19 protein-coding genes, 1 tRNA gene and 1 pseudogene are annotated in these 20,236 nt (G+C 71.6%); 15 read left to right on the top strand and 6 right to left on the bottom strand.

Translation table 11 applies throughout. From position 1 onward, the window contains the following. The 3 genes and pseudogenes from RWM17_RS05130 to secA all read left to right on the top strand — a co-directional run. Nucleotides 1–354: phosphoribosyltransferase family protein (locus tag RWM17_RS05130; RefSeq protein ID WP_314101938.1), on the top strand; the 354-nt coding region annotated here is incomplete at its 5' end. Nucleotides 355–506: 152 nt separating this feature from the next. Next, a complete protein-coding gene (hpf, locus tag RWM17_RS05125) occupies nucleotides 507–1,208 on the top strand; it encodes a ribosome hibernation-promoting factor, HPF/YfiA family (RefSeq protein ID WP_314101936.1) in 702 nt (233 codons plus the stop codon). Between the two features lie 169 nt (nucleotides 1,209–1,377). After that, a pseudogene (gene secA / locus RWM17_RS05120) lies at nucleotides 1,378–4,030 on the top strand (preprotein translocase subunit SecA); the annotation flags it as partial. 339 nt (nucleotides 4,031–4,369) lie between these two features. Here the strand turns inward: secA and RWM17_RS05115 are convergent. Continuing rightward, a complete protein-coding gene (locus RWM17_RS05115; RefSeq protein WP_314101932.1) occupies nucleotides 4,370–4,876 on the bottom strand; it encodes an Rv3235 family protein in 507 nt (168 codons plus the stop codon). A 154-nt stretch (nucleotides 4,877–5,030) separates the two neighbouring features. Between RWM17_RS05115 and RWM17_RS05110 the strand changes: the two genes are divergently transcribed. Further along, nucleotides 5,031–6,524, top strand: a complete 1,494-nt coding sequence (locus RWM17_RS05110; RefSeq protein WP_123546497.1) for a sensor histidine kinase — start codon at nucleotides 5,031–5,033, stop codon at nucleotides 6,522–6,524. Nucleotides 6,525–6,626: 102 nt separating this feature from the next. On the opposite strand, the gene RWM17_RS05105 is transcribed toward RWM17_RS05110, so the two are convergent. Next, nucleotides 6,627–6,875, bottom strand: a complete 249-nt coding sequence (locus RWM17_RS05105; protein ID WP_314101931.1) for a WhiB family transcriptional regulator — start codon at nucleotides 6,873–6,875, stop codon at nucleotides 6,627–6,629. A 182-nt stretch (nucleotides 6,876–7,057) separates the two neighbouring features. On the opposite strand from RWM17_RS05105, the gene RWM17_RS05100 reads away from it, so the two are divergent. After that, nucleotides 7,058–7,516: a hypothetical protein gene (locus RWM17_RS05100; protein ID WP_233568972.1), complete on the top strand. Its 459-nt coding sequence runs from the start codon at nucleotides 7,058–7,060 to the stop codon at nucleotides 7,514–7,516. 34 nt (nucleotides 7,517–7,550) lie between these two features. Here the strand turns inward: RWM17_RS05100 and bcp are convergent, their stop codons facing one another. Next, nucleotides 7,551–8,021, bottom strand: a complete 471-nt coding sequence (gene bcp / locus RWM17_RS05095) for a thioredoxin-dependent thiol peroxidase (protein WP_314101930.1) — start codon at nucleotides 8,019–8,021, stop codon at nucleotides 7,551–7,553. A 97-nt stretch (nucleotides 8,022–8,118) separates the two neighbouring features. Here bcp and RWM17_RS05090 point away from each other — a divergent pair. From RWM17_RS05090 to RWM17_RS05075, 4 genes are all read left to right on the top strand, one after another. After that, nucleotides 8,119–8,194 (top strand) — tRNA-Lys (locus tag RWM17_RS05090). 334 nt (nucleotides 8,195–8,528) lie between these two features. Next, nucleotides 8,529–9,221 carry an MSMEG_4193 family putative phosphomutase gene (locus tag RWM17_RS05085; protein ID WP_314101929.1) on the top strand — a complete coding sequence of 231 codons (693 nt, stop codon included), beginning with the start codon at nucleotides 8,529–8,531 and terminating at the stop codon, nucleotides 9,219–9,221. 45 nt (nucleotides 9,222–9,266) lie between these two features. Next, on the top strand, nucleotides 9,267–9,824 hold the full coding sequence (locus tag RWM17_RS05080) for a DUF3090 domain-containing protein (RefSeq protein ID WP_314101927.1): 558 nt from the start codon (nucleotides 9,267–9,269) through the stop codon (nucleotides 9,822–9,824). Then, nucleotides 9,821–10,591: an SCO1664 family protein gene (locus tag RWM17_RS05075; RefSeq protein WP_314101925.1), complete on the top strand. Its 771-nt coding sequence runs from the start codon at nucleotides 9,821–9,823 to the stop codon at nucleotides 10,589–10,591. Before RWM17_RS05080 ends, RWM17_RS05075 begins: the two co-directional genes overlap by 4 nt. Before the next feature lie 24 nt (nucleotides 10,592–10,615). Here the strand turns inward: RWM17_RS05075 and RWM17_RS05070 are convergent, their stop codons facing one another. Next, nucleotides 10,616–12,163: an amino acid permease gene (locus RWM17_RS05070; RefSeq protein ID WP_314101924.1), complete on the bottom strand. Its 1,548-nt coding sequence runs from the start codon at nucleotides 12,161–12,163 to the stop codon at nucleotides 10,616–10,618. A gap of 499 nt (nucleotides 12,164–12,662) precedes the next feature. Here RWM17_RS05070 and RWM17_RS05065 point away from each other — a divergent pair, with 499 nt between their 5' ends. The 4 genes from RWM17_RS05065 to RWM17_RS05050 all read left to right on the top strand — a co-directional run bounded on the left by RWM17_RS05065 (nucleotide 12,663) and on the right by RWM17_RS05050 (nucleotide 16,341). Next, nucleotides 12,663–13,967: a glycine betaine/L-proline ABC transporter ATP-binding protein gene (locus RWM17_RS05065; RefSeq protein ID WP_314101922.1), complete on the top strand. Its 1,305-nt coding sequence runs from the start codon at nucleotides 12,663–12,665 to the stop codon at nucleotides 13,965–13,967. Further along, nucleotides 13,964–14,917, top strand: a complete 954-nt coding sequence (locus tag RWM17_RS05060; protein ID WP_314101920.1) for an ABC transporter permease subunit — start codon at nucleotides 13,964–13,966, stop codon at nucleotides 14,915–14,917. The genes RWM17_RS05065 and RWM17_RS05060 overlap by 4 nt, the downstream gene beginning before the upstream one ends. An 86-nt stretch (nucleotides 14,918–15,003) precedes the next feature. Next, entirely contained in the window at nucleotides 15,004–15,909 is a 906-nt protein-coding gene (locus RWM17_RS05055) for a glycine betaine ABC transporter substrate-binding protein (protein WP_314101918.1), read from the top strand. 195 nt (nucleotides 15,910–16,104) lie between these two features. Continuing rightward, complete coding sequence (locus RWM17_RS05050; protein WP_123546489.1) at nucleotides 16,105–16,341, top strand: hypothetical protein; 237 nt, start codon at nucleotides 16,105–16,107, stop codon at nucleotides 16,339–16,341. 58 nt (nucleotides 16,342–16,399) lie between these two features. On the opposite strand, the gene RWM17_RS05045 is transcribed toward RWM17_RS05050, so the two are convergent. Further along, on the bottom strand, nucleotides 16,400–17,137 hold the full coding sequence (locus RWM17_RS05045; RefSeq protein WP_314101916.1) for an alpha/beta hydrolase: 738 nt from the start codon (nucleotides 17,135–17,137) through the stop codon (nucleotides 16,400–16,402). Nucleotides 17,138–17,294: 157 nt separating this feature from the next. Here RWM17_RS05045 and RWM17_RS05040 point away from each other — a divergent pair, with 157 nt between their 5' ends. Next, on the top strand, nucleotides 17,295–18,566 hold the full coding sequence (locus RWM17_RS05040) for a mechanosensitive ion channel domain-containing protein (RefSeq protein ID WP_314101914.1): 1,272 nt from the start codon (nucleotides 17,295–17,297) through the stop codon (nucleotides 18,564–18,566). 95 nt (nucleotides 18,567–18,661) lie between these two features. On the opposite strand, the gene RWM17_RS05035 is transcribed toward RWM17_RS05040, so the two are convergent. Continuing rightward, complete coding sequence (locus RWM17_RS05035) at nucleotides 18,662–18,841, bottom strand: hypothetical protein (RefSeq protein ID WP_123546487.1); 180 nt, start codon at nucleotides 18,839–18,841, stop codon at nucleotides 18,662–18,664. Nucleotides 18,842–18,989: 148 nt separating this feature from the next. On the opposite strand from RWM17_RS05035, the gene RWM17_RS05030 reads away from it, so the two are divergent. Next, nucleotides 18,990–20,147, top strand: a complete 1,158-nt coding sequence (locus RWM17_RS05030) for an SLC13 family permease (RefSeq protein ID WP_314101912.1) — start codon at nucleotides 18,990–18,992, stop codon at nucleotides 20,145–20,147. Nucleotides 20,148–20,236 lie beyond the last annotated feature (89 nt).

Genomic DNA, 20,236 nt, shown 5'->3' with positions numbered 1-20,236 from the left:
GCGCTGGTCGCCGTGCCCCCGTCCCCGTCCGGGCGGCGGCGGCGGGGATGGGACCCGGTGACGACCCTCGCGCGGGCCGCGGGGGTCTCCGCGTCCTCGGGCGTCCTCGTCGTCCGGCCCGGCCGCTCGTCGTCGCAGAAGCGCCTGGACCGTGAACAGCGCGCTCGGGCCCGTCGGGGCAGCCTGCGCTGCCGGGTCGACCTGACGGGGCACCGGGTGGTCGTCCTCGACGACGTCCTCACGACCGGGAGCACCGTGCAGGAGGCGCGGAGGGCCCTCGAGGACGCAGGCGCCGAGGTGGTCGCCGCGGTCTGCCTCGCGTCGACGCCGCTCGCCGCGCACGCCGCGTCGTGACGCCCCCGGGCCGGGCTCGCGGCCGCCGGTGGGCGACGCGCGGGTGGACGGGAGGTGACAGGGAGGCGTCGACCTGGCTACGGTGGGGCAAAGGCGTGAAAGGACATCCGCCTGGCTGACAGGCGGCACGTCGATAGCCATAGGAGGTCGTCATGGAAATTTCCGTCACGGGTCGAAACGTCGGCATCACCGATCGTTTCCGCGACTACGCCACTGACAAGGCCGACAAGGTGGCGCAGCTCGCCACCAAGGCTCTGGCGCTCGAGATCAAGGTCTCGCGCCACAACGAGAAGGCGAGCGGCCAGGCCGGCGACGACCGCGTCGAGCTCACCCTCATCGGCCCTGGCCCCCTCGTGCGGGCGGAGTCGACGGGAGGCGACAAGTACGTCGCCTTCGACCTCGCGGTCGCGCGGCTGCTCGAGCGGGTACGTCGGGCCAAGGACCGCAAGAAGGTGCACCGGGGCCAGCACAGGCCCACGTCGTTGCAGGAGGCCTCGAGTGCCGACTTCAGCACCCTCGGGGTGGTCCCGGCCGCCGCCGAGACCCTCGACGCGGTCCGCACGGGCAGCGTCCCGACCGTGCAGGGCGAGGTGGCCGAGGAGGAGGACGAGGTCTACACGCCCGTGGTCATCCGCAAGAAGGTCTTCGCGTCGACGCCGATGACCGTCGACGACGCGCTGTACTACATGGAGCTCGTGGGTCACGACTTCTACCTCTTCATCGACTCCGAGACCGATCGCCCCAGCGTCGTCTACCGCCGCAAGGGGTGGGACTACGGGGTCATCGGCCTCGACCAGAGCGCTCCTGAGCTGCAGGAGGCGGCGACGGCCCTGAAGGCGGGCTTCGCCGGCTGACGCCCCGACGCCCCGCCGCGGCGTCGACCCAGGCGGCCACGCCCACGGCGGAGGAGGGAGGACCGCGCCGGTCCTCCCTCCTCCTCCCAGGGCGGTGGCCGCTAGTCTTGTCACCATTCCGTGATCGTCCCGCGAGGGGACGGACACGTCCAGAACCAGGGAGCATCCGTTGGCCAACGTCCTAGAGAAGGTCCTCCGCGTCGGTGAAGGGCGCACACTCCGCAGGCTCAAGGCGTACGCCGCGGCCGTCAACGAGCTCGAGGACGACTTCACGACGCTCACCGACGACGAGCTCAAGAACGAGACCGTCGAGCTGCGCGAGCGCTACGCGGGCGGCGAGTCGCTCGACGACCTCCTGCCCGAGGCCTTCGCCGCCGTCCGGGAGGCCGCGAAGCGGACCCTCGGCATGCGCCACTTCGACGTCCAGCTGATGGGCGGCGCGGCCCTCCACCTCGGCAACATCGCCGAGATGAAGACCGGTGAGGGCAAGACGCTCGTCGCCACGACCGCCGCCTACCTCAACGCGATCGCCTCCCGCGGCGTCCACGTCATCACCGTCAACGACTTCCTCGCGAGCTACCAGTCCGAGCTGATGGGCCGAGTCTTCCGTGCCCTCGGCATGACGACCGGCTGCATCCTCGCCGGGCAGACGCCGGCCGAGCGCCGCGAGCAGTACGCGGCCGACATCACCTACGGCACGAACAACGAGTTCGGCTTCGACTACCTGCGCGACAACATGGCGTGGCAGTCGCAGGACATGGTCCAGCGCGGCCACTTCTTCGCCGTGGTCGACGAGGTCGACTCGATCCTCATCGACGAGGCGAGGACGCCCCTCATCATCTCGGGTCCCGCCTCGGGCGAGGCCAACCGCTGGTTCGCCGAGTTCGCGACGATCTCGAAGCGCCTCGTCGCCGGCACCGACTACGAGGTCGACGAGAAGAAGCGCACCGTCGGCGTGCTCGAGCCCGGCATCGAGAAGGTCGAGGACTACCTCGGCATCGACAACCTCTACGAGTCGGCCAACACCCCCCTCATCTCGTTCCTCAACAACTCCATCAAGGCGAGCGCGCTCTTCAAGCGCGACAAGGACTACGTCGTGATCAACGGCGAGGTGCTCATCGTCGACGAGCACACCGGCCGCATCCTCAGCGGCCGCCGCTACAACGAGGGCATCCACCAGGCCATCGAGGCCAAGGAGGGGGTGGAGGTCAAGGCGGAGAACCAGACGCTCGCGACCGTCACCCTGCAGAACTACTTCCGCCTCTACAAGAAGCTGTCGGGCATGACGGGAACGGCCGAGACCGAGGCCGCCGAGTTCATGAGCACCTACAAGCTCGGCGTCGTCCCCATCCCCACGAACAAGTCGATGCAGCGCATCGACCAGACCGACCTCGTCTACAAGAACGAGACCGCGAAGTTCGAGCAGGTCGCCGAGGACATCGTGGAGCGTCACGAGAAGGGCCAGCCCGTGCTGGTCGGCACCACGAGCGTCGAGAAGAGCGAGTACCTGTCCCGCCTCCTCGCGAAGCGCGGGGTCAAGCACGAGGTGCTGAACGCCAAGAACCACGCCAGGGAGGCGGCGATCGTCGCCCAGGCCGGTCGCTTCGGCTCGGTCACGGTCGCGACGAACATGGCCGGTCGAGGCACCGACATCATGCTGGGCGGCAACGCCGAGTTCCTCGCCGTCGCGGAGATGAACACGAAGGGCCTCAGCCCCTCCGACACGCCTGACGAGTACGAGGCCGCCTGGGACGACGTCTTCGCGGCCAAGAAGGCCGAGGTCGCCAAAGAGGCCGAGAAGGTCATCGAGGCCGGTGGTCTCTACGTGCTCGGCACGGAGCGGCACGAGTCGCGTCGCATCGACAACCAGTTGCGCGGACGCAGCGGCCGACAGGGCGACCCGGGCGAGAGCCGGTTCTACCTGTCCCTCACGGACGACCTGATGCGCCTGTTCAACTCGGGCGCCGCCGAGTCGCTGATGGGCCGCGGCAACGTGCCGGACGACCTCGCGATCGAGAACAAGATCGTCGGCCGTGCCATCCGCTCCGCCCAGTCGCAGGTCGAGTCGCGCAACGCCGAGATCCGCAAGAACGTCCTGAAGTACGACGACGTCCTCAACCGTCAGCGCGAGGCCATCTACGGAGACCGCCGACACATCCTCGAGGGCGACGACCTGCAGGACCGCTCGCAGCGGTTCCTCGAGGACGTCGTCAACGAGGTCATCGACCAGCACACGGGGGAGGGCAGCCCCGACGACTGGGACCTCGACGCCCTCTGGACCGAGCTCCGGACCCTGTGGCCCATCTCGATCACCATCGACGAGGTCATCACCGAGGCGGGGTCCAAGGGCAAGGCGACGCGCGACTTCCTCGGCCAGGAGATCCTCTCCGACGCCAAGGTCGCCTACGGGGCCCGTGAGGAGACTCTGGGCGAGCCCGCGATGCGCGAGCTCGAGCGCCGCGTCGTGCTGTCGGTCATCGACCGGCGCTGGCGCGACCACCTGTACGAGATGGACTACCTCAAGGACGGCATCGGCCTGAGGGCCATGGCGCAGCGCGACCCGCTCGTCGAGTACCAGCGCGAGGGCTACGCGCTCTTCCAGAGCATGATGGGCCAGATCCGCGAGGAGTCGGTCGGGTTCCTGTTCAACCTCGAGGTCGAGGTGCAGTCGCAGGTCGGCGCGGCGGAGACGCCCGTGATCGCCGCCAAGGGCCTCGACGGCGAGAAGCAGCAGCCGAAGCTCGAGTACTCCGCCCCGAACATCGCGGGCGAGGTCGAGGTCCGCGACCAGCGCGGGCGCCTCGAGCAGGCGGCGACGGCCAAGGCGCAGAAGGCCCAGGACGACGCCGAGCGCGGCGACGACCCGGAGGTCGCGGCCGCGCAGGCGACCACCACGTCCAAGCCGGCTGCTCGCGGGGCCTTCGGCCAGACGCAGGGCGGCGGGGCGGCCGGCTCGCCCGTCAACCGCGCGGAGCGTCGCGCAGCCGGCAAGAAGAACGGCTGACGCCGCCGGCACGACGCTGCCCGCACGACCCTGACGGGGCTGCCCACCTCTGGTGGGCAGCCCCGTCGCCGTGCTGGTCAGCGGCTGTGCTCGTCGGAGGCTGTGCTGGTCAGCGGCTGTGCTGGTCAGAGACTGTGCTCGTCAGAGGCTGTGCTGGTCAGAGGATGTGCAGCGCGCTCGCCTGCCAGCGCCCGCCGACGATCTCGAGCCGGATCGCGACGGCCCGCGCGCGACCCCGACCGTGCACGACCACGACCGTCTCGGCGACGCCCGGCACGGGACGGGCGACCTTCACCGTGCCGATCCGGAGGACGGGCCGGACGGGGCGGTCGGCCAGCACGGAGCGCGCCCGGGCGGACAGCTGGACCCGGGCGCGCAGGACGGCGTGGACCTCGGCCGTGACCCAACGGGTCAGCTGCTGGAGGTCACGGGCGCCGGCGAGGACCTCGAGCACCGAGCGGGCGAGGCCCTCGGCGGCCAGGCCCGGGTGGAGCTCCGGCTCCGGGGCCGTCGTCTGCTCCGGGTGCGTCCTCTGCTCCGGTGGGAGCGGCTCGACGAGGAACAGCTCGGCGGGACGATGAGGCCCGTCCGTCCGTTGTGGGGGCTCGTCCAGCCCACGTGGCTCGTCGGGCTCGGACGACAGGAGGGCGAGAGGGGGAGTCATGGGGCTCGGACTTTCGTCGGTGGTGTGGAGTTCAACATATGACATGCCCAGACGGGTCTGTCCCGACCTGCCGCCGATGTGGACAAGTCGCGGCTGCGGGACGGGCGCACGGCCCGCGGCCGACGGCCGCTGGAGGTCGACCTAGACTGGTCGGGTGTCGACGCTCAGTGATCTCGTTCTCGCCCAGGGCCGCTCCAGCGAGGCCGACGTCGAGTGGCTGCACCTCCTGGTCGGCGACTGGCAGCTCCTCGCCGACCTCGCCTTCGCCGACATGGTGCTGTGGGTCCCCACGGACACCGACAGCTACGTCGCCGTCGCGCACGCGCGACCCTCGAGCTCGGCCACGCTCTTCTACCGCGACTTCGTCGGCCAGGAGGTGCGCCCCGAGTGGCGATCCCAGATCCAGCAGGCCTTCGAGACGACGCGCATCGTCGACTCGGCGGCGCCCGACTGGTACGAGGAGACCCCGACCCGTGTCCGGGCCGTGCCCGTCCTCCGCCGGCTCGGCGCGAGCCGACCCGACGTGACCGAGGCGCCCATCGCGGTCATCACGCGACACACGAACCTGAGCGAGGCGCGCACGCCGAGCCGCCAGGAGCTCACCTTCAACCAGTGCAGCAACGACCTGTTCGCGATGATCGCCGCGGGGGACTTCCCCGATCTCGGCGCTCCGACCGGCCCTCGCCGGGGCGCTCCCCGCGCCTCCGACGGCCTGCTCCGGCTCGACGTCGACGGCATGGTCACCTTCGCGAGCCCGAACGGCCTGTCGGCGTTCAACCGGATGGGCTTCGCCGGCGAGCTCGAGGGCGAGTCGCTGGCCGAGGTGACGACCGGGCTGCTGCAGGGCAAGCTCGTCATCGACGAGTCGCTCCCGCTCGTCGTCACGGGGCGGGCGCCGTGGCGCACGGACATCGAGGCGCGGGGCGTGACTGTCTCGCTGCGAGCCATCCCGCTGCGCGACAAGGGCGAGCGCGTGGGCGCCGTCGTGCTCTGCCGCGACGTCACCGAGCTGCGCCACCAGGAGCGCGAGCTCATCACCAAGGACGCGACGATCCGCGAGATCCACCACCGGGTCAAGAACAACCTGCAGACCGTCGCCTCGCTCCTGCGCATCCAGGCCCGACGGACGCACACGGACGTGGCCCGCGAGGCCCTGACCCAGGCCATGCGCCGCGTGGCCTCCATCGCTGTCGTGCACGACACCCTGTCCGAGGGGCTCAGCCAGAACGTCGACTTCGACACGGTCTTCGACCGGGTCCTCATGCTGATCACCGAGGTGGCGTCGAGCCACGCCACCACCGTGCGACCCACCAGGACCGGCAGCTTCGGCGCCCTCCCGAGCGAGTACGCGACCCCCTTGGCGCTGGCGCTCACCGAGCTCGTGACCAACGCCGTCGAGCACGGCCTCGACGGTCGCGACGGAGTCGTCGAGATCTCCGCCGAACGCGACGACGAGCAGCTGACGGTGAAGGTGCGCGACGACGGCGTCGGCCTGCCCGAGGGCAAGGTCGGCTCCGGTCTGGGCACGCAGATCGTCCGGACGCTCATCCAGGGCGAGCTCGGCGGCACCATCGACTGGCACACGCTCGTCGGGAACGGCACCGAGGTCACCATCGAGATCCCGTTCCGGTGGCTGACCCGGTCCTGACGAACGACGTCAGACGCGCCAGGAGCGACGGCTCGGAGGGCCGGACGCGACGAGGCCGGCTCCCCCGTGGGGGAGCCGGCCTCGTGGTCGTCTTGCCGTCGCCTAGCTGGCGCGGCGGGCGCGGGCTGCGCGGCGCTTCAGCGCTCGGCGCTCGTCCTCGCTGAGCCCGCCCCACACGCCGGAGTCCTGACTGGTCTCCAGGGCGTACTGAAGGCAGGTCTCCGTGACCGTGCAACGGCCGCAGACGGTCTTCGCCTTCTCGATCTGGTCCACGGCGGGGCCCGTGTTGCCGACCGGGAAGAACAGCTCCGGGTCAGCGGTCAGGCAGGCGGCTTTGTCACGCCAATCCATCGATGGGTACTCCTTTGGGTGCTGGACCGGGCACGTCGAAGCGCCGGGTTCCGGTGGGGGGAAGAAAGCCGAGAGACTTCGATTCATTGGGAGGCGCGCACCACGACGTACGCGTCACTTCGACCTCGAATATGGTCGCATACTGGAACCGCCAGATCAAGGATTCTCAGGAGGGATCGAGCGTGACCGAACAGTCCGGAGACACCCCTCCCGAGAGGACAGGTCGTTCTGCGACACCGTCGCGTCCCGCCCTCTTCTGGCTGCTCGTCCTGCTGCTCGCGGCGGAGGCGGCGCTGCTCGCCGTGGCGACGGCGTACCTCCTGATCGAGATCCTCACGGTGCAGCCGGATTCCTACGCGGCCGCCGCGGCGATCCTGCTGCTCACCCTTATCGCCACGGTCTGGCTCGGCGCCATCGTCGTCGGCGCGCTCCGGGGCCGAGGCTGGATCAGGGGAGCCGCGATCGTGTGGCAGGTGCTGCAGATCGCCGTCGGCGTCGGAAGCCTGCAGGGCACATTCGCCAACCCCTCCGTGGGGCTCTGGCTCATCGTGCCCGCCGTGCTCGTCGTGGTGCTGCTGCTCGTCCCCAGCGTCGTCGCCGTGACCTCCGCTCGCGACGACGCCCCGCCTCGCACGTACTGAACGGCGCGGCAGGGCGGGGCGTGATCGGGAGCGCTCAGTCCAGGCCGAGCTTCTTCCGCAGCGACGCCACGTGGCCCGTCGCCTTCACGTTGTACAACGGCAGCTGCACGACGCCCTGCTCGTCGAGCACGAACGTCGACCGGATCGTGCCGGTGAAGACGCGGCCGTAGTTGTTCTTCTCGCCCCAGGCGCCGTACTCCTGGTGCACCGTGAGCTCCGGGTCGGACAGGAGGGGGAAGTTCAGGCCCTGCTCGTCCTTGAACCGGCGGAGCGCCTCCGGGGCGTCCTTCGACACGCCCAGCACCTGGTAGCCCGAGCCCGCCAACGAGTTGATGTTGTCGCGGAAGTCGCACGCCTGCGTCGTGCAGCCCGGCGTCGACGCCGCCGGGTAGAAGTAGACGATCACCTTGCGACCCGCGAAGTCCGACAGCGAGACGGGCGCGCCCGACTCGTCGTCGAGGGTGAACGAGGGCGCCGCGGCGCCCTTCTCGAGCTTCGTGGACATGGGGCTCCGATCTCACGGCGCACGGGGGCACCGGTGGCTCTCAGGGGGTCGATTCTCATGCTAGAGTCATTCCTCGTTGCGGAGTGATCCGGAACAGGCACCTCTAGCTCAATTGGCAGAGCAACTGACTCTTAATCAGTGGGTTCTCGGTTCAAGTCCGAGGGGGTGCACCACAAAATTGATCCCCCGTGTTCGAAGCTTCGCTTCTTCGCGGGGGATTTTGTTCCACGCCTTTCGTCGCCTCCGGCGACGTGCGGCTCGGGCTGGGCGGCACCGAGACTCGTGCCCGCCAGGTGCTGGTGACTCGGGGCTCGGGGCGGCGCTTCGCTGGCCCCCCTTCGGCGGCGGATGAGTCGGGCGGCGCTTCGCTGGGCCCCTTCGGCGGCGGATGAGTCGGGCGGCGCTTCGCTGGCCCCCTTCGGCGGAGGTGGGGTGGGGGCGGCGCTTCGCTGGCCCCCCTTCGGCGACGGGGGAGGCGAGGGCAGGGGCGGGGCCTAGGGTGGCCGGATGGCGACTGTTGTGGTGGTGCGGCACGGGCGGACGACGGCGAACGCGACGGGGGTGCTCGCGGGGCGCACTCCCGGGGTGCTGCTCGACGAGGTCGGACGGCAGCAGGCCGCCGCGACCGGGGCGAGGCTCGCCGTGGTGCCGTTCGCCCGGGTCGTGACCTCTCCGCTCGAGCGGTGCCGGGAGACGACCGAGGCCATCGTGGCGCAGCAGTCCGCCGACGCCGCCTTCAGCGTGCTGGTCGACGACGCGATCACCGAGTGCGACTACGGGGACTGGCAGGGCCGGCCCCTCTCGGAGCTCGCGGGCGAGGACCTCTGGCAGACGGTCCAGCGCCAGCCGTCGGCCGTGACCTTCCCGGGCGGCGAGACGATGTCGGGCATGCAGCACCGCGCCGTCAGCGCGATCCGCGCCCACGACGCCGCGGTCGAGCGTGAGCACGGCCCGGGCGCCGTCTGGCTCGCGGTCAGCCACGGAGACATCATCAAGTCGGTCCTCGCCGACGCGCTCGGCGCGCACCTGGACCTGTTCCAGCGCATCTCGGTCGGACCGGCCTCGGTGTCGATCCTCCGGTACGGCGCGCACCGCACCGACGTCCTCGCCACCAACACCGACGGAGGCGACCTCAGCTGGCTGCGGGGCTCGGCGCCGAGCGCCGACGCCGCGGTCGGGGGAGGCGCGGGCACCGTCTGAGAGCCGGCCCCGGACACCCGTCCGCACCGCTCGTAGGATGGCGACATGCCCACCATCGTCCACGGGTTCGACTGGCCCGACCGCGTCGTCGTCGGCACCGTCGGGCTGCCCGGAGCCCGCACCTTCTACCTCCAGGCCCGCGACGGCCGACGCGTCGTCAGCGTCGCCCTCGAGAAGGAGCAGTCCGCCGTCCTCGCCCACAAGATCGACGAGATCCTCGACGAGGTGCGCCGCGTCGAGGGCAACCCCGCCAGCGTCCCCGAGACCACGCCCGAGGAGCTCGTCGACCACGCGCCCCTCGACCAGCCGGTCGAGGCCGAGTTCCGCGTCGGCGCCCTGAGCCTCGGCTGGGACCCGTCCACCGCCCAGGTCGTCGTCGAGGCCTACCCCCTCGCCGATCCTGACGACGATCTCGACCCGGACCCGGACGACGCCGGCGAACCCGTCGAGATGATGACCCTGAGGCTCCCCGTCGGCACCGCCAGGGCCTTCGCCGCCCGCACCCTCGAGGTCGTGGGCGCCGGTCGGCCGCTCTGCCCCCTCTGTGGCGCCCCCATGGACCCCGAGGGCCACGTCTGCGCCGTCCCCGGCGACTCCTGGTGACGACCGGGCCCGACCTGGTGACGGGGGAGCTGACGCTCACGGGCCGGGTGACCACCGCCTCCAACGCGACGTTCGTCGGCGAGGTCGAGGGCGTGGTCGTCGTCTACAAGCCGGTCGCGGGCGAGCGACCCCTGTGGGACTTCCCGGACGGCGACCTCGCCTCCCGGGAGGTCGCCTCCTGGCACGTGTCCGAGGCGCTCGGCTGGGACGTCGTCCCGCGCACCTGGCTCCGTGACGGCCCGCTCGGCCCCGGCATGGTGCAGCTCTGGTGCGACGTCGACCCCGAGCAGGACGCCGTCGACCTGCTGCCCTCGGCCGACGTGCCGGAGGCGGGTTGGCGCACGGTGCTCGAGGGGCTCGACGAGGACGACGAACCGGTGGCGCTCGTCCACGAGGACTCCGCCGCCCTCCGCCGGATGGCCGTCTTCGACGTCGTCGTGAACAACGCGGACCGCAAGGGCGCCCACGTCCTGGCGATGCCGGACGGCCGACGACACGGAGTCGACCACGGCCTGACCCTGCACGTCGAGCACAAGCTCCGCACCGTCCTGTGGGGCTGGGCAGGCGAGCCCCTGACGGGCGACGAGCTCGACGGCGTCGCCCGGGTCGAGCGGCAGCTCGACGGCGAGCTGGGGGCCGTCCTCGGCGGGCTGGTCACCGAGGCCGAGCTCGCGGCGCTCCAGGCCCGGTGCGCCCGGCTCCGGTCGACGGGCGCCTTCCCCGAGCCCGAGGGCCAGGCACCCGCCGTCCCCTGGCCGCTGTTCTGACCTCGGCTGCCCGGGCGCCGCGGTCTAGTCCTGTCCGCGGTCGTCGCGGGGCAGCTGCGACGACGCGTCGCGACCGGTGACCGGGTAGGGGCCCGTCATGCCCTCGCGCAGCCGTGCCGCCGCGAGGATGCGGTCGCGCTGGAGGTGCCAGCCGAGGATCAGCAGCGGGATGATGACGACGAGCGACATGACGGTGAACGAGCCGATCGGCCAGTCGATCGCCATCAGCACGACGACCGCGAGCAGGAACGCCAGCGTGAGGTAGCTCGTCACGGGCGCGCCGGGCAGGCGGAACGACGGCTCTTCCGCCTTGCCCTCCTTGGCCCACTGCCGCAGCCGCATCTGGCAGAGGATGATCGTGCCCCACGCGGTGAGGATGCCGAGCGACGCGATGTTGAGGACGATCTCGAACGCGGTGTTCGCGCCGACGACCGCGTTGAGGACGACGCCGAGCAGGGTGATGCTGGCGGTGAGCAGGATGCCGCCGAAGGGCACGCCGCCCTTCGACATCTTCGTCGTGAACTTCGGCGCCGAGCCGTTCATGCCCATCGAGTGCAGCACGCGGCCGGTCGAGTAGAGGCCGGCGTTGAGGCTCGAGAGCGCGGCGGTGACGACCACGAAGTTCATGATCGAGCCGGCGACCTCGCCCACCTCGGGGCTGCCGATGCTGCCGAAGAACGTGACGAACGGGCTCTGGCCGGCCTCGTACGACGTGTAGGGCAGCAGCAGCGACAGCAGCACGAGGCTGCCGACGTAGAACACCGCGATGCGGACGATGACGGTGTTGATCGCCCGGGGGACGACCTTCTCCGGGTGCTGCGTCTCGCCCGACGCGGTGCCGACGAGCTCGATCGCCGCGTAGGCGAACACGACGCCCTGGATGACGATGACCGCCGGCAGGATGCCGTTCGGCAGGATCCCGCTCGCCGCGATCACCGACCAGCCCGTGTCGATCGACTCCCCGCCGCTCGTCACGGGGAACGACGCGGCGAGCCAGACGACCCCGACGACGAGGAAGACCACGAGGGCGGCGACCTTGATGATCGCGAACCAGAACTCCATCTCGCCGAACACCTTGACCGCCAGCAGGTTGACGGACAGCACGACGGCGAGGGCCACGAGGGCGAGCAGCCAGTCCGGCGCAGAGGTGAAGGCGCTCCAGTAGTGCAGGTAGAGCGCCACGGCGGTGACGTCGACGATGGCCGTCATGGCCCAGTTGAGGAAGTACATCCAGCCGGCGGCGTAGGCGGCCTTCTCTCCGAAGAACTCACGGGCGTACGAGACGAACGACCCCGAGGAGGGGCGGTGCAGCACGAGCTCGCCGAGGGCGCGCAGGATGAAGAAGGCGAAGACGCCGCAGACCGCGAAGACGATCGCCAGCGCGGGGCCCGCCGAGGCGAGCCGGCCGCCGGCGCCGAGGAACAGTCCTGTCCCGATCGCACCGCCGATGGCGATCATCTGGAGCTGGCGCGGCTTGAGGCCCTGGTGGAACCCCTCCTGCTCGTGCGAGAAATCCTGGGGAACGTGGTCGGGGGCGGCGGCGCGGCCACCCTCGTTCGAGGGGCTCGTCATGGGACGACCGTAGACCCCTCGGTGCACGATGTGCACCTTCCCCCGCCGCAGCGCGCGGGACCAGGAGGCGCGGCCCGGTCCGTGCAGGCTCTGTAACGATGGGGTCTCGATCGAGATCCCCGCAGGCACGGGCGACACGCCGTCGCGGGGGACGCGCACGGTCCCCAGGGAGGGGGTCGGCGACTTGGTCGTCACGTGTCGTCCACGCTACCGTCGTGTCGACCCGGTCAGCCGGGTCCGTCATCATCAGGACGCGCTGCCGTCGGCCCCCACGACCACCGGGCCGAGGCGACGTACGGTCTGGTGGCGCCGGCGCCGGTCCCGTGACCGGCCCCAGCGGGGTACGGGTTCGCGAGGCAGACCAGGCACGACGCCGGTCACGCGCCGCTTGAGCCGGTCCGTCCCGCACGTGCCGTCGACCCGTCCGCCCGACCTGGACGCCGCCGACGGCTCCGGCCCGAGCGGCCGGACGCCCCCTTGGCGTGCGCATGGAGAGCCCGTGACCACCACCCCCGCAGTGCGAGCCCGGAACCTGTACAAGGTGTTCGGCCGCCGCCCCAAGGACGCCGTGACCCGCCTGGAGGCGGGCGCCACCCGAGCCGAGGCCGCGTCCCTCGGCACGGCCGCCGTCATCGACGCCTCCTTCGACGTGCAGCCCGGCGAGATCTTCGTCGTGATGGGCCTGTCCGGCTCCGGCAAGTCGACGCTCATCCGGATGCTCAACGGCCTGCTCGAGCCCACCTCCGGCTCGGTCGAGGTGTCGGGGTCCGCCATCTCCGACGTGCCCGCCGCGCGCCTCCGCGAGGTGCGGCGTCAGAACGTGTCGATGGTGTTCCAGCACTTCGCACTGCTGCCGCACCGCACCGTGCTCGACAACGTCGCCTACGGCCTCGAGGTCCAGGGCGTCCCCAAGGCCGACCGTCTCGCCAAGGCGAGGGAGATGACCGAGGTCGTCGCCCTCGGCGGCTGGGAGGACAAGCTGCCCTCCGAGCTGTCGGGCGGCATGCAGCAGCGCGTCGGCCTGGCCCGGGCGCTCGCCGCCGAGACCGACATCCTGCTGATGGACGAGGCGTTCAGCGCCCTCGACCCGCTCATCCGCCGCGAGATGCAGGAGCAGCTGCTCGAGCTGCAGGCGACCCTCGGCAAGACGATCGTCTTCATCACCCACGACCTCAACGAGGCGATGTTCCTCGGCGACCGGATCGCCGTCATGCGCGACGGCCGCATCGTGCAGATCGGCACGCCGGAGGACATCCTCACCGACCCGGCGAACGACTACGTCGCCCAGTTCGTGCAGGACGTCGACCGTGCGCGGGTGCTCACCGCGTCGAGCGTGATGGAGCCGGCCCGCGCGGTGGTCCAGCTGACCGCCGGCCCGCGCGGCGCGCTCCGCACGCTGCGTGACCTGCAGACCGCGGCGCTGTTCGTGCTCGGCCGCGACCGCAAGCTCCTCGGCTGGGTGCGCGACGGTCACGTGATGCGCCAGGTCAAGGCCGCCGACACCGACCTCGCCTCGATCGTCAACGCCGAGTTCGCGAAGGTCGGCCCCGACGCCGCGCTCGTCGACCTCTTCGAGCTGGCCGTCGAGAGCCCCCTGCCCATCGCCGTGGTGGACGACCGCGACCGCCTGATCGGCGTCATCCCGCGCGTCACGCTGCTCGCCGCGCTCGGCGGGGTCGACACCTCGACGTCGCCGATCCCCGTGCTCGAGCCCGTGACCCGCTACAGCGAGAGCGAGCTCGACGAGACCCTCGCCGCGCCTGCCGGCGTCCCGACCGCGACCACCGAGGGAGCCCTCCGATGAACGAGTACCTCCGCATCCCCTTCGGCGACGCCGTCGCCGTCGTCGTCGACTGGGTCACGACCCACCTCGGCGGCTTCTTCTCCGTGATCCGCGCGATCGTCACGTTCTTCTACGAGTGGGTCGAGTACGCCCTGAGCGCACCTCCCTTCTGGGCGGTCGTCATCGTGATCGCGGCCCTCGCGTTCCTCGCCAAGGGCTGGAAGTTCGGCCTCGGCACCGCGGCGGGCCTGCTCTTCATCGGCACGCTCGGCCAGTGGGAGAACGCCATGTCGACGCTCGCGCTGGTCCTCGTCGCGGGAGCTGTCGCGATCGCCCTGAGCATCCCGCTCGGCGTGCTCGCGGCCAAGTCGGACCTGGCGTCGCAGATCATCCGTCCCGTCCTCGACTTCATGCAGACGACGCCGGCGTTCGTCTACCTGATCCCCGCTCTGCTGCTGTTCCGGATCGGCGTCGTCCCCGGCATCGTCGCGACCGTGGTGTTCGCGATGGCTCCCGGCGTCCGGCTCACCGAGCTCGGCATCCGCGGGGTCGACAAGGAGGTCGTCGAGGCCGGCCACGCCTTCGGCTCGTCGCCCTGGCGCATCCTCCGCCAGATCCAGCTGCCCCTCGCGAAGCCGAGCATCATGGCCGGCGTCAACCAGGTCATCATGCTCTCGCTCTCGATGGTCGTCATCGCCGGCATGGTCGGCGCGGGCGGGCTCGGCGGCGACATCGTCGCGAGCCTGAACCGGATCGACATCGCGCTCGGGGCGGAGGCCGGCATCTCGGTCGTCGTGCTCGCGATCATCCTCGACCGGATGACCGCGGCCCTCGGCGCGGACCGTCGGGCACGGCGACGCCCCCTCCGCAGCGGTGCCGGCCGGGACGACGCTCCCGCCCCGTCGCCGAGCACCCAGGAGGCGCGCACCGCCGACAGCGAGCAGCCCGTCCCCGTCGGGGCCGGCGCGTGAGCCCGCAGCCCTTCACCAGCACCAGCACCCGCACCCGCACCCGCACCAGCACCTCGAACACACCGATCGTCCCCGGAAGGACACCCATGAAGAAGCGCACCATCGCCGCCTCCGTCGCCCTCGGCACCACCGCCGTCCTCGGCCTCGCCGCCTGCTCGCCTCCCGGCAGCTCGTCGTCGGCCGAGACGCTCGACAACGGCGACGAGAGCGTCGTCGAGCTGGCCGTCTTCAACGGCTGGGACGAGGGCATCGCCGCGTCGTGGCTCTGGAAGTCGGTGCTCGAGGACGAGGGCTACACGGTCAACCTGCAGATGGCCGACGTCGCTCCCGTCTACTCGGGCCTCACCACCGACGACTACGACGTCGTGCTCGACACCTGGCTGCCGACCACCCACGCGGACTACGTCGAGCAGTACGGCGACGACCTGACCGACCTCGGCGCGTGGAACGACGACGCCAAGCTCGCCGTCGCGGTCAACGCCGACGCCCCGATCGACTCGCTCGAGGAGCTGAACGCGAACGCCGACCTCTTCGGCGGCTCGATCGTCGGCATCGAGCCCGGCGCCGGCCTGACGACGGCCGTGCAGGACGCGACCATCCCCGACTACGGCATCGACGCCCTCGAGCTGCAGACCTCGTCCACGGCCGCCATGCTCACCGAGCTGAAGAGCGCCACCGAGGCCGGCGAGAACATCGCCGTGACCCTGTGGAGCCCGCACTGGGCGTACGACGCGTTCCCGATCAAGGACCTCGCCGACCCGAAGGGCACGCTCGGCGACGCCGAGGGCATCCACTCGTTCGGCGGCAAGAGCTTCACGGCGAACTTCCCGCAGCTGACCGAGTGGCTCGAGGGCTTCGAGATGGACACCGAGACCCTCTCGTCGCTCGAGAACGCCATGTTCAACAGCCGTGTCGACGGCAGCGACTACACCGAGGTCGTCGACGAGTGGATCGCCGAGAACCAGGACTACGTGGACGGCCTCACCAGCTGACCCGAACCTCCTCGTCCCGCGCCCTGCGGGCACGATCTCGCCCCGTCCGGCTCTGCCGGGCGGGGCGTCGTCGTACCCCGGTGCCGGGCGTCCGCACAGGCGGACCACCGGGGACGCACGGCAGAGCCCCAGGAGAGAACAGGGGAGGCGCGGGTAGCGTCGGTCTCGCACGTCCCCCACGAAAGGCACCACCCCGTGACCACGATCGCCGTCGAGCCCCTCCGCCGCAGCGCGCAGCTCAGCACCCGGATCGTCTCCGGCGGTCTCGTCCAGGTGTCGACTCCCGACCGCGTCCTCGGCCACGTCCGCGACGAGGGCGGCGTGCACGTGGCCCTCAAGGGGCCGAACCCCGCCTGGGCCGAAGAAGTCGGCCGCTACGCCACGCTCGGCATGGCCCTCGAGGCCCTGCGCCTCCGCAAGCGCTCCGTCTGATCCGTCGCCGGGGGCGTCGGGGTGGTCGTCGGGAGGCCCGAGGTCGGTGACGCTTGCGTCAGTCGCCCACGCCCGCGAAGAACGACGTGAGCTCGCGGTCGATCCGGGCACGCGCCTCCTCGTCGCTGATCGACGGTTCTCCGTCGCCCGGCTGCTCTCCGTAGCTGCCGAACTGGGCGTGGGCGAGGCCCGGGATCTGGACGACGGTCGCGTCGGCCGGGAGCATGTCGCGGTAGCGCTCGATGTCGTCGGGGGTGCTGAGCCCGTCCTCGCCTCCGCCGAGGCTGACCACCGGCAGGTCGCCGCGCCCTGACAGGTCGGTCGTCGCGCAGTACGAGCCGAAGAGGACGAGGCCGTCGACGGCAGGGTCGTCAGCGGCGTACTGGCAGGCCCGCACCCCGCCGAGGGAGTGACCGCCCACGGCCCAGTTCGTGACCTCGGGCGCGAGGTCGGTGAAGTGGCTGAGCGGACGCGGGTCGAGGATGCCGAAGCCGAGCACCGGTCGCTCGACGACGACCGTGACGCCGGTGGCGACGAGCCCGGCGAGCACCTGCTCGTAGGCCTGCGGGTCGACGCGGGCGCCGGCGACGAAGACGAGGCCCTGGTCGAGCGCCGCCGTCCGCGCCGGGCGCATCACGACGACGTCGGGCCGGTCGACGACGTCGACGCGGGGGTCGTCCGCGACGGCGGCCAGCGAGGAGGCGGTGGCCGACATCGGCGTCTTGGCCCAGACGAAGAAGCCGGTCGCCACCAGGACGACCACGGCGAACAGCACCAGGGCCACGGACTTCAGCACGCGACGCGTCCGGCTGCGCGGCGACCCGCGACGTCGGCGTCCGGGAGGTGGCGAGGACGTGGCGTCGTCGTGACGGGAACCTGTGGATCGACTCACGGTCCCAGTCTGACGGCAGCGAGGTCGGCCGGGCGCCCTCCCCGTGCGACAGGGTGGACGGATGCCTTGGATCCAACTGCTCATCTCGGTGGCCGCTGCCGTCGTGCTCACCTTCGTCGTCTCCGCCGTGGTCGGCCTCGTCGTGGGGCTCGTCGCGAAGAAGAAGGAGTGGGCCGCGGCGCTCGTCGAGCGCATGCGCCGTCCGTTCCGGTGGACGCTGCTCGTCGTCCTCCTCACGATCGCGCTCCGCACCTCCCTGCCGGCCCTGCTCGGCTCCCCGTACGCCGGGGACGACGTCGTGGCGCAGCTGTTCCGCGTCGCCGTGATCGTCGTCGTGGCCTGGTTCGTCGGTGCCCTGGCCCTGTTCTTCGAGGACCTCGGACTCGCGCGGTACCGGATCGACACCGCCGACAACCGGATCGCGCGGCGGGTGCGGACGCAGGTGCTGATCCTCCGTCGCCTCACGATGGTGGTCGTGGTGGTCATCGCGGCGGGGGCGATCCTGCTCGGCTTCCCCGGGGTCGAGGCAGTCGGTGCGAGCGTCCTCGCCAGCGCCGGGCTCGTCTCGGTCGTGGCGGGGCTCGCCGCGCAGTCGACCCTCGCGAACGTGTTCGCGGGGATCCAGCTCGCCTTCAGCGACGCGATCCGCATCGACGACGTCGTGGTGGTCGAGGGGCAGTGGGGCCTGATCGAGGAGATCACGCTCTCGTACGTGGTCGTGCACATCTGGGACGACCGTCGTCTCGTGCTGCCGTCGACATACTTCACCACCACGCCGTTCGAGAACTGGACCCGCCGCAACAGCGAGCTGCTCGGCGACGTCGAGCTCGACCTCGACTGGCGCGTCGACCCCGGGGCGATGCGCGACGAGCTCGACCGCATCCTCGAGCGCACCGACCTCTGGGACCGCCGGACGAAGGTGCTCCAGGTGACCGACGCGACCGGCGGCTGGGTGCGCGTCCGGGTGCTCGTCACCGCCAAGGACGCCGGCACCCTCTTCGACCTGCGCTGCCTCGTGCGCGAGGACCTCGTCTCGTGGCTGCACCGCGTCTCGCCCCAGGCCGTGCCGCGCACCCGCGTCCAGACGGTCGAGGCAGAGCCCGAGCCGACGACGCGCCGTCCGTCCCGGTCGACCTCAGAGTCGGGCGGCCTGTTCTCGGGCGAGAACGCCGGGTCGGAGCGCACGCAGCTCTTCACCCAGGCGATCCCTGTCCAGCGCGACGCCGACCCCGAGCCGCGGCCCTACGCCGCGACGATGGGCGCCGAGGACGAGCGCGACCCCCACGTCGACCGCTCGTTCGACGGCCGTCCGACGGGCCGCCCCGACCGCTGAGCCCGGTCTCGACGCACGAAGGAGGCGCGCCCCCGGTCGGGGACGCGCCTCCTTCGTGCCTGCGCCGGCAGGTCAGCCGGCCGGGGGCGGAACGGTCAGTCGTTCTCGTTCGCGGCCTCGACCACGTTGCCGACCGCGATGGCCGTCGTGGCCGCCCAGGCCACGGCGGTGAGCAGCAGCCGCCAGTCGCGGGGGCCGGAGCTGAGGCTCTTGAGCAGGCTGACGCCCGAGAAGAGCGAGCTGATGATCGCTCCGTTGAAAAGGAATTTGCGCACGGTTCTCTCCTGGTGATCGGTGCCTCCACCGTACTCGTCAGGCCGCGGAGCGCACCGGGGCGGATCGGTGCAGTGCGTGCACCGCGTGGGGTCGTAGGGTGAGCTGCCCGGCTCGCCCGGTCCGGGCTCGTCGGCCGGAGGAGACCTGGTGCGCACTGCCGTGCTCGGAGCAGCGTTGCTCGTCGTCGGGCTCGTCGCCCTGCTCGCCGGGGTGCTCACGCTCGACGAGCTGGGCGCGCTCGTCGAGCGCGTGGCGCCGGTGCTCGGCTTCGTCGTCGCGCTGACGATCGTGTCGGAGCTCGCGGCTGAGGCGGGCCTCTTCTCGTGGCTGGCCGGCTTCGCGGCACGAGCGGCGCGCGGCCGGGTCGTCGTGCTCTGGGCCTTCGTCGTCGCGCTCGCGCTCGGCTGCACGATCTTCCTGTCGCTCGACACGACCGCCGTGCTGCTCACCCCCGTGGTGGTGCTCGTCGCCCGGCGCGTCGGGCTGCCGCCGATGCCGTTCGCCCTCACGACGGTGTGGCTCGCGAACTGCGGCTCGATGCTGCTGCCGGTGTCGAACCTGACCAACCTGCTGGCCCTCGACGCCCTCGGGTCGCCGTCGCCCGCCTCCTTCGCCGCGCTCGTGGCGCCGGCGGCCGTGGTCGCCGCCGTCGTGCCGGTCGTCGCGGTCGGCCTGCGCTACCGCCGCGAGCTGAGCGGGCGCTTCGAGGCTCCTGCGCGGGAGGAGGCCGGCGACCGCGTGCTCTTCGTCGTGGCCGCCGTCGCCGTGGCGCTGCTCGTGCCGGCGCTCGTCAGCGGGATAGAGGTGTGGATCCCGGCAGCCTTCGCCGCGCTCGTCCTCGTCGTCGTCACCGCCGCGCGGCGGCCGTCGACGCTGCGGCTCGGCCTCGTCCCCTGGGGCACGATCGTCTTCGCCAGCGGCCTGTTCGTCGTCGTCGAGGCGGCGCACTCGCTCGGGCTCGCCGACGCGCTCGCCGTGCTCGTCGGCTCGGGCGACGGGCTGCCCGACCTGCTGCGCCTCGCCGCCGGCAGCGCGGCCGCGGCCAACGTCGCGAACAACCTGCCGGCCTACCTCGCCCTCGAGCCCGTCGCCGGCTCGCCGCTGCGGCTCGTCGCCGTGCTCGTCGGCGTCAACGTCGGCTGCCTGGTCGCGCCCTGGGCCTCGCTCGCGACGCTGCTCTGGCACGGCCGGCTGACGTCGATGGGCGTCGAGGTGAGGTGGCGCGGAGTCGTGCTCGGCGGGCTCGGGGTCGCGGTCGTCGCCGTGCCGCTCGCCGTCGTCGCCACGGTGCTCGTCGGGGCGTAGGCCGCCGCGGCTCCGCCCGCGGACGCGGCGCCGGCGGCCAGCGCTGCTCGCGCGTGCCTCAGCGTGCGCCGCAGCATGTCCGTGAGCAC

The sequence above is a fragment of the uncultured Frigoribacterium sp. genome, from assembly GCF_963515265.1.
In the GTDB taxonomy this organism is placed as follows: Bacteria; Actinomycetota; Actinomycetes; order Actinomycetales; family Microbacteriaceae; genus Frigoribacterium.
The sequence above is the reverse complement of the archived record's forward strand: the minus strand, read 5'-3'. Positions and strand labels throughout refer to the sequence as shown.

Coding starts and splice junctions, on each gene's coding strand:
- RWM17_RS05040 (WP_314101914.1), top strand. CDS start 17,295: ATGCCTTGGATCCAACTGCTCATCTCGGTGGCCGCTGCCGTCGTGCTC.
- bcp (WP_314101930.1), bottom strand. CDS start 8,021: ATGTCCACGAAGCTCGAGAAGGGCGCCGCGGCGCCCTCGTTCACCCTC.
- RWM17_RS05070 (WP_314101924.1), bottom strand. CDS start 12,163: ATGACGAGCCCCTCGAACGAGGGTGGCCGCGCCGCCGCCCCCGACCAC.
- RWM17_RS05055 (WP_314101918.1), top strand. CDS start 15,004: ATGAAGAAGCGCACCATCGCCGCCTCCGTCGCCCTCGGCACCACCGCC.
- hpf (WP_314101936.1), top strand. CDS start 507: ATGGAAATTTCCGTCACGGGTCGAAACGTCGGCATCACCGATCGTTTC.
- RWM17_RS05085 (WP_314101929.1), top strand. CDS start 8,529: ATGGCGACTGTTGTGGTGGTGCGGCACGGGCGGACGACGGCGAACGCG.
- RWM17_RS05060 (WP_314101920.1), top strand. CDS start 13,964: ATGAACGAGTACCTCCGCATCCCCTTCGGCGACGCCGTCGCCGTCGTC.
- RWM17_RS05080 (WP_314101927.1), top strand. CDS start 9,267: ATGCCCACCATCGTCCACGGGTTCGACTGGCCCGACCGCGTCGTCGTC.
- RWM17_RS05105 (WP_314101931.1), bottom strand. CDS start 6,875: ATGGATTGGCGTGACAAAGCCGCCTGCCTGACCGCTGACCCGGAGCTG.
- RWM17_RS05115 (WP_314101932.1), bottom strand. CDS start 4,876: ATGACTCCCCCTCTCGCCCTCCTGTCGTCCGAGCCCGACGAGCCACGT.